The following is a 14,088-nucleotide window of genomic DNA, read 5'->3' as shown; positions in this document are numbered from 1 at the left end:
CGTCTGCGTCGGGCGCGGTCAGCCGGATGGAGCGTCGGGTGCCGGGCGTGCGCCGCTGAGTCGCACGTTGAGCGAGTCGACGAGGGTCGCGATCGCGTCGTCGGCCGCCCACCGCTTCGCCAGCCGCTGGAGCACGGCGTCGAGCTCGACGCGGGTGAGTCCGTCGACGAGCGAGAGCCGCACGACGAGCTCGGGACCGGCGAGCCGGGCGTCGGGATCTCCCGCCGCGAGCTCGATGCCGAGCACCGAGAGCTCCGTGCGGATCGAGCGCTCGAACGCCGCGCGCACCTCGGGAGCCTCGGACGACGGATGCCACGGCTGCTGCTGCGCCACCGCCCACACCGCAGGCCGGCGCAGCACGAACTCGCCGTCGGAGCCCGGGTCGAGCACCACGAGGTCGGTTCCGTCGTCGGCCGCAGCGAGGGCCACGCGCACGCCGTCCGCCGGGACCGGCCGGGCCGCGGGGTTCCACCGCGTCATCGCGTCGACCGATGCGAACACCGGAAGCACGCGCCGGCCGTCGGGTCCCTCGACCGTCACGATCGACAGCTCCTGGCTCTTGTCGACCGCGAGGCCGTGCGCACCCACCTCGGTGCCGCCGTCGCCGAGTTCGGCGAGGAGCGGGATCAACAGGCGGGAGCGGGCGAATTCGGCGACGACTTCGGCCTGTCCGCCGTCGCCCGCGTGGAAGCGCCGGATCGCCGCGGCCAGGCCCTCGGGTGCGCGACCGTCATCGTCCGCGTGCGGGTTCGGCTGGAACGCCCGCCCGGCCCACGGCACGCCCGCGGAGTCGGCGGCCACGTGTTGCGGGACGTCGCCGCGGCGCGCGGCCGCGGCATCCGTCGCGCCCTCGTCAGGGTCAGTGGCCGGCGACATCCAGCGCCTCGGCCAGCGTGAACGCGCCGGCGTAGAGGGCCTTGCCCACGATCGCGCCCTCGAGGCCGAGCGGCACGAGCTCGCGCAGCGCAGCGATGTCGTCGAGGCTCGACACGCCGCCGGAGGCGACCACCGGCCGGCGCGTGCGCTCCATGATCTGTCGGAGCAGGTCGAGGTTCGGCCCCTGCAGGGTGCCGTCCTTGGCCACGTCGGTCACGACGTAGCGGGCGGCACCGGCCTCCTCGAGGCGGTCCATGACCTGCCAGAGGTCGCCGCCCTCCTTCGTCCAGCCGCGTGCGGCGAGGGTCTTGCCTCGAACGTCGAGGCCCACCGCGATCGCCTCGCCGTACTGCGCGATCACGGACGCCGCCCACTCGGGATTCTCGAGCGCCGCCGTGCCGAGGTTGATGCGCTTCGCGCCGATCTCGAGCGCGTGCTCGAGTGACGCATCGTCGCGGATGCCGCCCGAGAGCTCGACGTTGACGCCTCGCACCTGCCGGATGACCTTCTTGAGCACGCCCGCGTTGGAGCCGCGACCGAAGGCGGCGTCGAGGTCGACGAGGTGGATCCACTCGGCACCCTGCGCGGCCCAGTCGGCCGCTGCGTCGACCGGGTCGCCGTAGTTCGTCTCGGTACCCGCCTCGCCCTTCGTCAGGCGGACGGCCTTGCCGCCCGCGACGTCGACCGCCGGGAGCAGCACGAGGCGCGGGGTCTTGCTGAACTCACTCATCACTGTCCTTGTTCGTCGGCTGTGAACGCCACGTCGGCACAGTCACAGGATCCTAGTCCGAGGCGAACGCCGCCGTTCGCGCATGACGCCGTGCGTTCAGCCGAGCGTTGCCAGCCAGTTTGCCAAGAGGCGGATGCCGGCATCCGACGACTTCTCGGGGTGGAACTGCGTCGCCGACAACGGGCCGTTCTCCACCGCGGCGAGGAACGGGCCGCCGTGCTCGGCCCAGGTGAGCCTCGGCGTCGGGAACGGCGGCATCACGTCGAGCTGCCACGCCTGCGCGGCGAACGAGTGCACGAAGTAGAAGCGCTCGTGCTCGATGCCCGCGAAGAGCGCGGAGCCCTCGTCGGGCGCGACGGTGTTCCAACCCATGTGCGGCAGCACGGGCGCAGGCAACTCGGTGACCGTGCCCGGCCATTCGCCGAGGCCCTCGGTATCGACGCCCCGCTCGACGCCGCGCTCGAAGAGCACCTGCATGCCCACGCAGATGCCGAGCACCGGGCGGCCGCCCGCGAGGCGACCGTCGACGATCCCATCGCCGCGCACGGCGCGAAGCTGGTCCATCACGGCCTTGAACGCGCCGACGCCGGGTACGACGAGCCCATCGGCCTCGAGCGCGGCGGCGCGATCCGCCGTGACCTGGACCTCGGCGCCGGCGTGCTCGAGCGCCTTGGCCGCGGAGTGCACGTTGCCCGAGCCGTAGTCGAGCAGCACGACTCGCCTGGTCCGGCTCACAACGCGCCCTTGGTGGACGGGATCCCGGCGACGAGCGGGTCGAGCGACTTGGCCTGCCGGAACGCACGCGCGAGAGCCTTGAACTCGGCCTCCGCGATGTGGTGCGGATCGCGGCCGCCGAGGACGGTGACGTGCACCGTGAGGCCCGCATTGAACGCGATGGCCTCGAAGACGTGGCGCACCATCGAGCCGGTGAAGTGACCGCCGATGAGGTGGTACTCGAATCCGGCGGGCTCCCCCGAATGCACGAGGAAGGGACGCCCGGAGATGTCGACCACGGCCTGCGCGAGCGCCTCGTCGAGGGGCACGAGTGCGTCGCCGTACCGGGAGATGCCGCGCTTGTCGCCGAGCGCCTCGCGGATCGCCTGGCCGAGCACGATGCCGACGTCCTCCACGGTGTGGTGCACGTCGATCTCGATGTCGCCGCTGGCGCGGAGCGTGAGGTCGGTGAGCGAGTGCCTCGCGAACGCCGTGAGCAGGTGGTCGTAGAACGGCACGGTCGTCTCGATGTCGCTCACACCCGAACCGTCGAGGTTCAGCGACAGGTCGATGCTCGACTCGCTCGTCTCGCGCTGAACGCGCGCGGTACGCGGGGAGCCGGAAGAGGTCATGCGTCCATCCTATTCGCCACGTCGCGCGGCGTTCGCCGGGGCGAACACGGCGATCGCCTCGAGGAACGCGGTCGTCTCCGCCTCGGTTCCCGCCGTCACGCGGAGGCTGCCCGGCAACCCGATCTCGCGGATCAGGATGCCTCGTGCGAGGAGCGCCTCGAACACCGCGTGCGGGTCGTCGACCCCGCCGAAGAGCACGAAATTCGCGCCGCTCCGGTACGGGCGGAAGCCAATTCCCGCCAGCTCCGTCGAGATGCGGTCGCGCTGCGAACGGATCTCGTCGACCATCGCGAGCATCTCGTCGGCGTGCGCGAGCGCGCCCAGGGCCGCCGCCTGGGTGAGCGCGGAGAGATGGTACGGCAGCCGCACCAGGCGCAACGCGTCGATCACTGCGGGATCGGCCGCGAGGTATCCGACCCGGGCGCCCGCGAACGCGAAGGCCTTGCTCATGGTGCGGGAGACGACCAGGCGCGGCCGCCCCTCGAGGAGCGTCAGCGCACTGGGCGTGCCGGGATCGGCGAATTCGACGTATGCCTCGTCGACGACGACGATGCCGCGCGCGGCGTCGGCGACCGCGGTGATGGTGTCGAGGGAGACCGGCGTGCCCGTTGGGTTGTTCGGCGCGCACAGCAGCACGAGGTCGGGGTCGTGCTCGCGGATCGCGGCCACCGCGGTGTCGGCGCCGAGTTCGTAGTCGGCGTCGCGCCCGGAAGTGACCCATTCGGTGCCGGTGCCCGACGCCAGGAGCCCGTACATCGAGTAGGTGGGCGCGAATCCGAGGGCGGTGCGTCCAGGCCCGCCGAAGGCCTGCAGGAGGTGCTGCAGCACCTCGTTCGAACCGTTCGCGGCCCAGATGCGGTCGGAGTCGAGGCCGTGACCGAGGTACTCCGCCAGCGCTTCGCGGAGTTCGGTGAACTCGCGGTCGGGATAGCGGTTGAGGCTGAGGATCGCTGCGGCGACGCGGGCGACGATGTCGTGCGCGACATCCTCGGGGATCGGATGCGTGTTCTCGTTGACGTTCAGTGCGACGGGGACGGACTTCTGCGGGGCGCCGTACGGCGTGCGACCGCGCAGGTCATCACGGATGGGAAGGTCGTCGAGGCTCGTCACCAGACCATGCTAGCCACGCGCGCGAGATCGCCCCGCCCGTGCGGTGTCACGGGACGACCGGCAGGGCGAGGCGCTGGCCGGGCTCGAGCGTCGCTTCGTCGAGGCCGTTGAGCCGCATGATCTCGTCGATCACCACACGCGGGTCGCCCTGCGGCGCGATCGACTCGGCGATGGCCCAGAGCGAGTCTCCCTGGTGCACGGTGACGTACTCGAACGTGCGCGCCCCGACCAGCGCACCGATGTCGGCTGCGGCACCGCCCGAGCCCAGGATCGTGACGACTGCCCAGACCACGAAGGGCAACGAGCCGAGCGCCGTGAACACGATGCGCCCGCGGCGAGTGAGCCGGAGCCGGGTCGGGGCGGGCGTCGGAGACGACGCCGCCACGTCGGCGGGTCGCGACCGACCGGACGTGGCGAACCCGTTGGGAACGATCGCTGCGCTCATGTCACACCTCCGATGGGAGCCGCATCCGGTCCTCGGCCGGGAGGACCGGATGCGAAACTCTGTTCCGAATATATCTTCGACTGTTCGAACTCGCAAGCCTCGCATCCGACGATTCGCGCCACGGATTCCGCGACACACTCGAACGAATGTTTGCCGCACCGGCCGCAGCCGGATACAGTTTCGAATGTCCGACGACAGTCGAACAGACACCCGACAGTCGAACAGACACCACTGACATCCGGTCGCGTGCGACCGCAACGAAGGGCGGAGATGTTGAGCACCGACATCGACGATGCGCGCGAGACCGGCCGGCAGCGACGCCGGAAGAACCTCAGCGCCAAGCAGGTCGCGATCCTCGAGGTGATCCAGCGTTCCGTCTCCTCGCGCGGCTACCCGCCGAGCATGCGCGAGATCGGCGACGCCGTCGGCCTCTCCTCGCTCTCGAGCGTGACCCACCAGCTCAACCAGCTGGAGCTCGCGGGATACCTTCGTCGCGACCCGAACCGACCACGCGCGCTCGAGGTGCTCATCGAGCTTCCCGACACCTCCGACCGGTCGGCGGCCTCGGGAGAGGGCGGCCCCGCTCCGGTGGGCGACGCGGCCATGGTGCCGCTTGTCGGGCGCATCGCGGCGGGCATCCCGATCACGGCCGAGCAGCAGATCGACGAGGTCTTCCCGCTTCCCCGCCAGCTCGTCGGCAAGGGCGAGCTGTTCATCCTCAAGGTCGTCGGCGACTCGATGATCGACGCCGCGATCTGCGACGGCGACTGGGTCGTCGTGCGGTCGCAGCGCACCGCGGAGAACGGCGAGATCGTCGCGGCCATGCTCGACGGCGAGGCGACGGTCAAGGTCTTCCGCCAGCGCGACGGGCACACCTGGCTGCTCCCCCGCAATTCGGCGTTCGAGCCGATCCTGGGCGACCGGTCAGAGGTGCTCGGCAAGGTCGTCGCCGTGCTCCGCGCCGTCTGAGGCACGTCCAGCCGCCGACCTGGCACCCGCCTCACGGGGCCCGATGCGACGTCGCTACGCGGCCACTGCGATCCGGGCCGGCAGGGGCTCCGCCAGGCGCACGTGGTCGCACAGCCAACCGCACACGGCGTCCATGAATCCGGCGTGGTCATCGCGGAACACCGTGTGGCCGGTGCCCGGGACGGTCGCCACCGTCATGCCCCTGCGGCGCAGCTGCCCCGCGACCCGCTCGGTGATGAGCAGGCTCTTCTCAGCGAGCACGACGAGGCTCGGCGCCACGAGGCGAGCCGGCGGCACGAGGTGGCGGGTATCGGAGAATCCGAGGATCGTGCGCTTGTCCCAGTCACGGAGGGTCGCGAGCTCGATGTCGACGTCCGCGGCGCTCCACTTGGGGTTCATCCGTACGAGTGCCGAGCGCTTCGGTCGCGGCGCGATCGCGAAGAACAGCTTGAACGCGAAGCCTCGGATGCCCGACGGGAACGAGAACGCGGGGTCGATGTAGATCGCGGCGCGGGGTGCCAGGCGATCGGCCACGAGGCTCGCGACGAGTCCGCCGAGCGAGTGCCCCATGACCACCTCGGGCGGGCCGTCGAGCAGGGGCTCGAGGGTCTCGACGACATCGTCGGCCCACGCCCCCGGCGAATAGTTCCGCGCCCGCGGGCTGCGCCCGTGTCCGGCCAGGTCGACGGCGAGCACCCGGAATCCGTGCGATTCGAGCTCGCGCGTGACCCGGTGCCACGCACGCGAGTCCGACATGATGCCGTGGATGAGGATGGCCGTCTTGGTGCCCCCACCCGATTCGTGTACCGCGAGTCGCATGTAGACGACGTTACGTCACCTCCCTGAACGATCGCCTGATGCGGCGGGCGGGGCTGCATTCACGGCGACGGTGTGGCATCGGCGGTCCACCGCCGAGCAGCGAGGCGGTCGGATGCCACGTCGCCGCGGCATCCGACCCGCCCATGTCTCCGTTCCCGCGTCACGTTCCCGCTGCGCGGGGAACATGACGCGGGAACGGAAACATGAGACCTGGCCGCCCGCAGCGCCTCGGGTCAGTCGACCGGCACCGGCTCCCGGAGGGTGGCCCGCACCGCACGCGTCGCCTCGATGATGTTCCCGAGCGACGCCACCGTCTCGTCGTAGCCGCGCGTCTTCAGGCCGCAGTCGGGGTTGACCCACAGCCGTGAGGCGGGGATCTCGGCGACGGCGCGCTCGAGGAGCGCCTGCACCTCGGCGGCGCTCGGCACCCGCGGCGAGTGGATGTCGTAGACGCCAGGGCCGATGCCGTGGTCGAACCCGCTCGTCGCGAGGTCGTCGACCACCTCCATTCGGCTGCGCGCAGCCTCGATCGACGTGACGTCGGCGTCGAGGTTGCGGATCGCGTCGATGACAGCGCCGAACTCCGAATAGCAGAGGTGCGTGTGCACCTGCGTGGCCGGCGCGGCACCGCCTGTCGCGAGGCGGAACGAGTCGACCGACCAGTCGAGGTAGGCGGGCTGGTCGGCGCGCTTCAGGGGCAGCAGCTCCCGCAGCGCCGGCTCGTCGACCTGGATGATGCGGATGCCGGCGGCCTCGAGGTCGGCGATCTCGTCGCGGAGGGCGAGCGCCACCTGACGGGCGGTGTCGCCGAGCGGCTGGTCATCGCGCACGAACGACCACGCGAGGATGGTCACCGGCCCGGTGAGCATGCCCTTGACCGGCTTGTCGGTGAGCGACTGGGCGTACGTCGACCAGTCCACGGTCATCGGCGCAGGCCGCGAGACGTCCCCCCAGAGGATCGACGGGCGCGTGCAGCGCGAGCCGTACGACTGCACCCAGCCGTGCTGCGTCACGGCGAAGCCGTCGAGCAGTTCGGCGAAGTACTGCACCATGTCGTTGCGCTCGGGCTCGCCGTGCACGAGCACGTCGAGGCCGAGGTCCTCCTGCAGGCGGATGACCCGGGCGATCTCCTCGTGCATGAGCTCGCGATACGCGGCATCCGTCAGCTCGCCCTTGAGGAGTCGGGCGCGGGCGCGGCGGATCTCCCCGGTCTGCGGGAACGAGCCGATCGTCGTCGTCGGCAGCTCGGGCAGCTCGAGCGTCGCCTGTGCCGCGACGCGCTCGTCGTAGGCCGCCCGGGTGAAGTCGCGGTCGGCGAGGGCGGCGAGGCGGTCGCGCACGCCCGCCACCCGCACGCCGGGCGCACCGGCGCGATCGGCGAGGGCAGCGGATGCCGCGTCGAGCTCGTGCTGGATCGTCTCCCGTCCGGCGACGAGACCGCGCTCGAGCGTCGCGACCTGCGCGACCTTCTGGTCGGCGAACGCAAGCCAGCTCACGAGGCGCCCGTCGAGCTCGCGCTCGTCGGCGACGTCGTGCGGCACGTGCAGGAGCGACGTCGACGTCGACACTGACACGTCGCCCGAGAGCGAGCGCAGCGCCTCGATCCGGTCGAACGCGTGCGCGAGGTCGCCGCGCCAGATGTTGTGCCCGTCGATCACGCCCGCGACGAGCGTCTTCGCGGCGAGCGACTCGGCGGTCGCGGGATCGAGGTGCTGGGGGAGGTCGCCGCGCACGAGGTCGAGGCCGATCGCCTCGACCGGGGTCGCCGCGAGGGCCGGCAGGGCGTCGTCGAGGCCGCCGTACGGCGACGCGACGAACACCGATGGGCGGTGGTCGGCCGCGCCGAGCAGGTCGTAGGCGACGCCGATTGCCTCGAGGATGCGCTCGCGCGGCTCGTCGATGCTCTCGCTCACGAGCCCAGGCTCGTCGAGCTGTACCCACTCGACGCCCGCGGTACACAGCTCGGCGAGGAGCGCGACGTAGACCGGAACGAGGTCGTCGAGGCGATCGAGTGGCCGGAAGCCCGCGGGAGCGCCGTCTGCGGCCTTCGACAACAACAGGAACGTGACCGGCCCGACGATGACCGGGCGGGTGAGGTAGCCGGCCGCCTTCGCCTCGGCGAACTCGGCGAGGAGGCGTTCGGCGTGCAGGGTGAACGGGGTGTCGGGACCGATCTCGGGCACGAGGTAGTGGTAGTTCGTGTCGAACCACTTCGTCATCTCGAGCGGGGCGTCGTCACCCTCGCCGCGTGCGATGGTGAAGGTGCCCGCGAGGTCGACCGCGCCGTGCTCGTCCTGCAGCCGACGGAACCGCTCGGGCACCGCGCCGACGGTGAGGGCGGCGTCGAGCACCTGGTCGTAGGAGGAGAACGACTCGGGAATCGACGAGTCGTCGCGGCCGAGTCCGAGCACGACGAGGCGTTCGCGGGTCGCCGCACGGAGCTCGGCGGCGCGGGCCTCGAGCTCGGCGGCGTCGATGCGGCCGGCCCAGAACGCCTCGACGGCGTGCTTGAGCTCGCGGCGACGCCCGATGCGTGGGTAGCCGAGGATGGTTCCGGTGGGGAAGGCGGGTGCGTTCATGGTGTTCTCGAGTTCCTCTCGGTGCCCGCGTACGCGCGGGTGCGGAGGCCGAGCCGGTCGAGCACGGCGAGTACGGCCTCATGGCGGTTGAAGGTGTAGAGGTGCAGTCCCGGAGCGCCGCCGTCGAGCACGTCGTCGGTGAGGCGTGCGGCGTGCTCGACGCCGATGGCGAACTGCCGGTCGGGGTCGGGATCGGCCGCGAGCGAGGCGGCGAGCCCGCCCGGCGCCGGAACGCCGGTGAGCTCAGCGAGCCGTGCGAGGCGGGCGGGCGTGGTGACCGGCATGATGCCGGGCAGGATCGGCATGGTCACGCCGCCCGAACGGGCACGCGCGACGAAGCCGAGGTAGTCGTCGGCGTCCCAGAACAGCTGGGTGATGGCGAGATTCGCCCCGGCGACCTCCTTGGCGAGCAGCGTGTCGATGTCCTGCTGGGCGTCGCGGGAACGCGGGTGCCCGGTCGGAAACGCCGCCACGGCGACGCGCTCGGGCCGTGGCCGTTCGCGGATGCTCGTGGCGCCCGGGATGCCGGGGATGCCCGCCTGACCGAACGGCTCGCGTTCCTCCTGCACGCGGTGGATGAGCTGCACGAGCTCGGCGGCGCTCCGCAGGTCGCCGAGGCCCGCCTCGGGGTCGGCGCCGGCCGGGGGGTCGCCGCGCAGCGCGAGGAAGCTCGTGATCCCGGCGTCGAGGAACTCGCGCACGAGGCGATTGGCCTCGGCGTGGCTCGAGCCGACGCACGTCAGGTGCGCCATCGGCTCGACCCGGGTGTGCTCGAGCACATGGCGCAGCAGGGTCAGCGAACGGTCGCGCGAGGATCCCCCCGCGCCGAACGTGACCGACATGAACGATGGGTCCACGTCGGCGAGCCGGTCGATGGTTCTGCCCAGCGCGAGCGCCGCGGCATCCGTCCGAGGCGGGAACAGCTCGAACGAGATCGGCGGCCGCGGCCGACAGTCGCCGCCGTCTGGCGCGGTTCCTGTCATGGTGCTCCTGGTGGCGGATGCCGCACCGGGAGGTCGGACACGCGGCACACGCCGCGTCCCGTCCAGCCGTCACGGCGGGTGGGTCTCGCGGGCGGGTGCCGGGCTCGGCGGTCGCTCCAGGCGGGCGGCATCCGGCCGCTCGCCACGATCAGGTGCAACGATACGGCAGTTTCCACGGCCCGGTCACGCGTGTGACTTCGTGTGACACCGGGAGACGCGGAATGTTACGCGGGCACGGATGCCGCGGTGAACTCGGCCAGGTGCGCTGCCCGCTCGGGCGAGGCGAGCGCCCGGACGCGCGTGCCGTCCTCGACGTACTCGACCGAGAGCACCCGACCGGTCTCGTGGAGGGTCGACACGATGTCGCCGCGGTCGTACGGCACGAGCAGGTCGATCTCGACCGCCGGGTCGGGCAGCATGCGCCCGATGGCGTCGAGCACCTCGTGGACACCAGCCCCCGTGCGCGCCGAGACGAAGACCGCGTTCGGCTCGAGGCCGCGCAGCACGAGGCGCTCCTCGGGGGTGATCAGGTCGGCCTTGTTGAAGACGACGAGTTCGGGGATGTCGCGCGCCCCCACCTCGCCGATGACGTCGCGCACGGTGGCGATCTGCCCGGCCGGGTCGGGGTGCGCCGCGTCGACGACGTGCACGATGAGGTCGGCGTCGGCCACTTCTTCCAGTGTCGAGCGGAACGCCTCGACGAGCTGGTGCGGGAGGTTCCGCACGAAGCCGACCGTGTCGGCGATCGTGTAGACGCGGCCGTCCTCGGTGGTGTTGCGTCGCACGGTCGCGTCGAGGGTCGCGAACAGGGCGTTCTCGACCAGCACGCCGGCACCCGTGATGCGGTTCAGCAGGCTCGACTTGCCGGCATTGGTGTACCCGGCGATCGCGACCGACGGCACGGCGTTGCGTCGCCGATTGGCGCGCTTGGCCTCGCGGGCGGGCTTCATACCCGCGATCTGCTTGCGGAGCCTCGCCATGCGCGAGTGGATGCGACGGCGATCGAGCTCGATCTTGGTCTCACCTGGGCCACGCGAGCCCATGCCGGCGCCCGCGCCACCCACCTGGCCACCGGCCTGGCGGGACATCGACTCACCCCAGCCGCGCAGGCGCGGGAGGAGGTACTCGAGTTGCGCGAGCTCGACCTGCGCCTTGCCCTCACGGCTCTTCGCGTGCTGGCTGAAGATATCGAGGATGACCGCGGTCCGGTCGATGACCTTGACCTTCACGACGTCTTCCAGGGCACGCCGCTGGCTGGGCGCGAGCTCAGTGTCGGCCACCACGGTGTCGGCGCCGAGCGCCGCCACGATGTGCCGGAGCTCCTCCGCCTTGCCGCTGCCGAGGTACGTGCTCGGGTCGGGGTGCGGCCGGCGCTGGAGGAGCCCGTCGAGCACGCGTGCACCCGCCGTCTCGGCGAGGGCGGCGAGCTCGCGCAGCGAGTTCTCGGCGTCCTCTTGGGAACCCTGCGCGTACACGCCGATGAGCACGACGTTCTCCAGGCGGAGCTGCCGGTACTCGACCTCGGTGACATCCTCGAGCTCGGTGGAGAGCCCGCGCACGCGTCGGAGCGCCGCACGCTCCTCGCGATCGTACTGTTCGCCGTCGGCCGGGGCCGTGCCTGCGGCATCCGACTCGTGCTGCTGGATCGCGGCGGCGCCCGTCGCTCCGAACCGCGCGACGCCCGCTTTGGACTCGGTGCTGCGCAGCACCCGCGCGACGGCGTCGTCGACGGGGCGGTGTTCGGCTTCGTTCATCGTGTCAACCCTACTTCTCTTCGCGTGCGATAGCTTGCGTACATGAGCTCCGACCACTACTTCTCGTCGTCGCCTCGCAGCGATCCCGGCGCTCGCACCATCCGCTTGCGCCTGGCCGGGCGAGAGGTCGAGCTCGTCACGGCGGCCGGCGTGTTCAGTCCCGAACACCTCGATCAGGGCACTCGCGTCCTGCTCGACACCGTGCCCGAACCCCCCTCGTCGGGCCACCTGCTCGACCTCGGCGCCGGCTGGGGACCCATCGCACTGAGCCTGGCCATTCGGTCGCCTGACGCCACCGTATGGGCCGTCGATGTCAACGAACGCGCCCTCGACCTGGTGCGTCGCAACTCCACCCGTCTCGGCATCACCAATGTCAACGCCGTGCTGCCCGCCGATGTTCCCCCCGATGTCCGGTTCGCCACGATCTGGTCGAATCCGCCGATCCGCGTCGGCAAGCAGGAACTGCACGCCATGCTCTCGCATTGGCTTCCACGGCTCGACGACGACGCCGTGGCGTGGCTCGTGGTGGCCAAGCATCTCGGTGCCGAGTCGTTGCAGCGGTGGCTCGGCGACGAGCTGCACCTCGAGGTCGAGCGGGCCGCGAACTCAACGGGGTTCCGCGTGCTGGCCGCGCGGCGCACGGCGCACGCGTGACCTGCCGCCGCGGACTCAGGCGAGACTGAGGACCCCGTCGAACACGAGCTCGGCCGGTCCGGAGAGCATGACGTGCTCGCCGTGCTCGGCCTGGAAGACCCGCACGCCGAGCACGCCGCCCGGCACCTGCACGCGCCAGTCGTCGGGAGCGCCGGCCCCCGCCCAGTACCGCACGGCGAGCGCGGCGGCGACGGCGCCCGTGCCGCACGACAGCGTCTCACCGGAGCCGCGCTCGTGCACGCGCATGCGGATGCGGCCCACGCCGTCCTCGACGAGCGGCTCGGCCGGCACCACGAACTCGACGTTCGCGCCCGCCTCGGGCGCGGGGTCGAGGATCGGCAGGTACGCGAGGTCGAGGCCGTCGAGCTCGTCGTCGTCGGCGAGGGCGACGACGACGTGCGGGTTGCCGACGTCGATGCCGAGACCGGGGCGTGCGACGGGCAGGTTCTTGGCGCGTACGAGCGGTTCGCCGCCGGCGAGCCGCCACGCTCCGAGGTCGGCCCGGAAGCCTTCGCCGTTCCGGGTGACCGTGCGCACCCCCGCCCGGGTGCCGACCGCCATCGACTCGCCGGGGTGCAGTTCGGCGAGACCCTGGTCGAGGAGGTACTTCGTGAAGACGCGGATGCCATTGCCGCACATCTCGGCGACGTTGCCGTCGGCGTTCCAGTAGTCCATGAACCACGTCGCCCTCGGATCCTCGGCGAGGGCGGCCGCACCGTCATCGAGGTTCGAGGAACGCACGGCCCGGATGATGCCATCGGCGCCCACCCCGAACCGGCGGTCGCAGACGGCGGCGATCTGCGTGGGCGTGAGCTCGGTGTCGCCCTCGGGGTCGCTGAAGAGCACGAAGTCGTTGCCGGTGCCCTGCCCCTTGGTGAATCGCAGATCGAAGGACATTGACTCAGTCTAGGGCCGCCTGGTGGGCCAGCTCGGCGCCCCTGGCGACCCCGTCATCGACGTCGATCGTGCCCGCATCGCGGTAGCGGCCGAACCAGCCGACCTGACGCCGGGCGTACGTGCGGGTGAGCCGCCGCGTCTCGGCGATGGCCTCGTCCTGCGACATCCGCCCCTGCAGCTGCGCGAGCGCCTGGGCGTACCCGATCGCCCTGCGGGCGGTGACCCCGCGATCGAGCCCCAGCGGAACCAGCGAGCGCACCTCGTCGACGAGACCCTGCTCCCACATGCGCGCCACCCTGGCGTCCAGTCGCTCGACGAGGCGGGCCCGTTCGCTGCGGAGATGCACGATGCGATGCTCGCGCCAGGGAACGGGTGTATCGGGCAGGCGCGCGGCCTTGGGCTCGCCCGTCAGCTCGATGACCTCGAGCGCGCGCACGATCCGGCGCCCGTTCTGCGGGTCGACACTCGCGGCCGTCTCGCCGTCGATGGCTCGCAGGCGGGCGTGCAGCAGGCCGGGACCGATCTCGGCGAGCTCGGCCTCGAGGCGAGCGCGGATCGCGGCATCCGTGCCCGGGAACCGGAAGTCGTGGATCACGCTCGATACGTACAACCCCGAGCCGCCGACGAGGAGCGCGACCGCCTCGCGGTCGAGGATGTCGTCGACGGCCGCGCGGGCGTCGCGCTGGTAGGCGGCGACCGAGGCCACCTCCGTCACGCCGAGCACGTCGAGGAGGTGGTGCGGCACGCCGCGCCGCTCGGTCTCCGAGAGCTTCGCCGTGCCGATGTCCATGCCGCGATAGAGCTGCATGGCGTCGGCGTTGACGATCTCGGCCACGCGGCCGACCCGGTCGAACGCCTCGGCGAGGTCCAGCGCGAACTCGGATTTGCCGGTGCCGGTCGCCCCGACGATCGCGATGAACGTCACG

14 protein-coding genes are annotated in these 14,088 nt (G+C 71.6%); 2 read left to right on the top strand and 12 right to left on the bottom strand.

Translation table 11 applies throughout. The annotated features are described in order from the left end of the window. Nucleotides 1-18: 18 nt before the first annotated feature. The 6 genes from IEX31_RS08100 to IEX31_RS08075 all read right to left on the bottom strand — a co-directional run bounded on the left by IEX31_RS08100 (nucleotide 19) and on the right by IEX31_RS08075 (nucleotide 4,507). A complete protein-coding gene (locus IEX31_RS08100; RefSeq protein WP_188742917.1) occupies nucleotides 19-876 on the bottom strand; it encodes an SseB family protein in 858 nt (285 codons plus the stop codon). Then, nucleotides 860-1,606, bottom strand: coding sequence for a bifunctional 1-(5-phosphoribosyl)-5-((5-phosphoribosylamino)methylideneamino)imidazole-4-carboxamide isomerase/phosphoribosylanthranilate isomerase PriA (priA, locus tag IEX31_RS08095; RefSeq protein WP_188742916.1), 747 nt, complete (start codon nucleotides 1,604-1,606; stop codon nucleotides 860-862). Before priA ends, IEX31_RS08100 begins: the two co-directional genes overlap by 17 nt. Before the next feature lie 96 nt (nucleotides 1,607-1,702). Beyond that, on the bottom strand, nucleotides 1,703-2,341 hold the full coding sequence (hisH, locus tag IEX31_RS08090; protein WP_188742915.1) for an imidazole glycerol phosphate synthase subunit HisH: 639 nt from the start codon (nucleotides 2,339-2,341) through the stop codon (nucleotides 1,703-1,705). Continuing rightward, nucleotides 2,338-2,952: an imidazoleglycerol-phosphate dehydratase HisB gene (gene hisB, locus IEX31_RS08085; RefSeq protein WP_188742914.1), complete on the bottom strand. Its 615-nt coding sequence runs from the start codon at nucleotides 2,950-2,952 to the stop codon at nucleotides 2,338-2,340. The genes hisH and hisB overlap by 4 nt, the downstream gene beginning before the upstream one ends. Nucleotides 2,953-2,961: 9 nt before the next feature. Further along, nucleotides 2,962-4,062 (bottom strand): histidinol-phosphate transaminase, encoded by a 1,101-nt coding sequence (locus IEX31_RS08080; protein WP_188742913.1) that lies wholly within the window; start codon nucleotides 4,060-4,062, stop codon nucleotides 2,962-2,964. 46 nt (nucleotides 4,063-4,108) lie between these two features. Then, nucleotides 4,109-4,507: a LysM peptidoglycan-binding domain-containing protein gene (locus IEX31_RS08075; RefSeq protein WP_188742912.1), complete on the bottom strand. Its 399-nt coding sequence runs from the start codon at nucleotides 4,505-4,507 to the stop codon at nucleotides 4,109-4,111. A gap of 270 nt (nucleotides 4,508-4,777) precedes the next feature. Here IEX31_RS08075 and lexA point away from each other — a divergent pair, with 270 nt between their 5' ends. After that, nucleotides 4,778-5,476: a transcriptional repressor LexA gene (lexA, locus tag IEX31_RS08070; protein ID WP_188742911.1), complete on the top strand. Its 699-nt coding sequence runs from the start codon at nucleotides 4,778-4,780 to the stop codon at nucleotides 5,474-5,476. A gap of 54 nt (nucleotides 5,477-5,530) precedes the next feature. Here lexA and IEX31_RS08065 read toward each other — a convergent pair whose 3' ends face one another. From IEX31_RS08065 to hflX, 4 genes are all read right to left on the bottom strand, one after another. Further along, a complete protein-coding gene (locus IEX31_RS08065) occupies nucleotides 5,531-6,295 on the bottom strand; it encodes an alpha/beta fold hydrolase (protein ID WP_188742910.1) in 765 nt (254 codons plus the stop codon). A gap of 233 nt (nucleotides 6,296-6,528) precedes the next feature. Next, nucleotides 6,529-8,874, bottom strand: a complete 2,346-nt coding sequence (gene metE / locus IEX31_RS08060; protein WP_188742909.1) for a 5-methyltetrahydropteroyltriglutamate--homocysteine S-methyltransferase — start codon at nucleotides 8,872-8,874, stop codon at nucleotides 6,529-6,531. Then, a complete protein-coding gene (locus IEX31_RS08055) occupies nucleotides 8,871-9,857 on the bottom strand; it encodes a methylenetetrahydrofolate reductase (RefSeq protein WP_188742908.1) in 987 nt (328 codons plus the stop codon). The genes metE and IEX31_RS08055 overlap by 4 nt, the downstream gene beginning before the upstream one ends. A 224-nt stretch (nucleotides 9,858-10,081) precedes the next feature. Beyond that, nucleotides 10,082-11,611: a GTPase HflX gene (gene hflX / locus IEX31_RS08050; RefSeq protein WP_188742907.1), complete on the bottom strand. Its 1,530-nt coding sequence runs from the start codon at nucleotides 11,609-11,611 to the stop codon at nucleotides 10,082-10,084. 42 nt (nucleotides 11,612-11,653) lie between these two features. Here hflX and IEX31_RS08045 point away from each other — a divergent pair, with 42 nt between their 5' ends. Beyond that, entirely contained in the window at nucleotides 11,654-12,265 is a 612-nt protein-coding gene (locus IEX31_RS08045; protein ID WP_188742906.1) for a class I SAM-dependent methyltransferase, read from the top strand. Nucleotides 12,266-12,280: 15 nt separating this feature from the next. On the opposite strand, the gene dapF is transcribed toward IEX31_RS08045, so the two are convergent. Together dapF and miaA are read right to left on the bottom strand one after the other, a co-directional pair. Then, the gene (dapF, locus tag IEX31_RS08040; protein WP_188742905.1) at nucleotides 12,281-13,162 is read right to left on the bottom strand and encodes a diaminopimelate epimerase; all 882 of its coding nucleotides are present in this window, start codon (nucleotides 13,160-13,162) and stop codon (nucleotides 12,281-12,283) included. A 4-nt stretch (nucleotides 13,163-13,166) separates the two neighbouring features. Continuing rightward, on the bottom strand, nucleotides 13,167-14,087 hold the full coding sequence (gene miaA, locus IEX31_RS08035) for a tRNA (adenosine(37)-N6)-dimethylallyltransferase MiaA (RefSeq protein WP_188742904.1): 921 nt from the start codon (nucleotides 14,085-14,087) through the stop codon (nucleotides 13,167-13,169). Between the last annotated feature and the right edge of the window lies 1 nt (nucleotide 14,088).

The sequence above is a fragment of the Agromyces bauzanensis genome (assembly GCF_014645655.1).
Taxonomy (GTDB): Bacteria; Actinomycetota; Actinomycetes; order Actinomycetales; family Microbacteriaceae; genus Agromyces; species Agromyces bauzanensis.
This window is presented reverse-complemented; position numbering and strand designations above follow the sequence as displayed.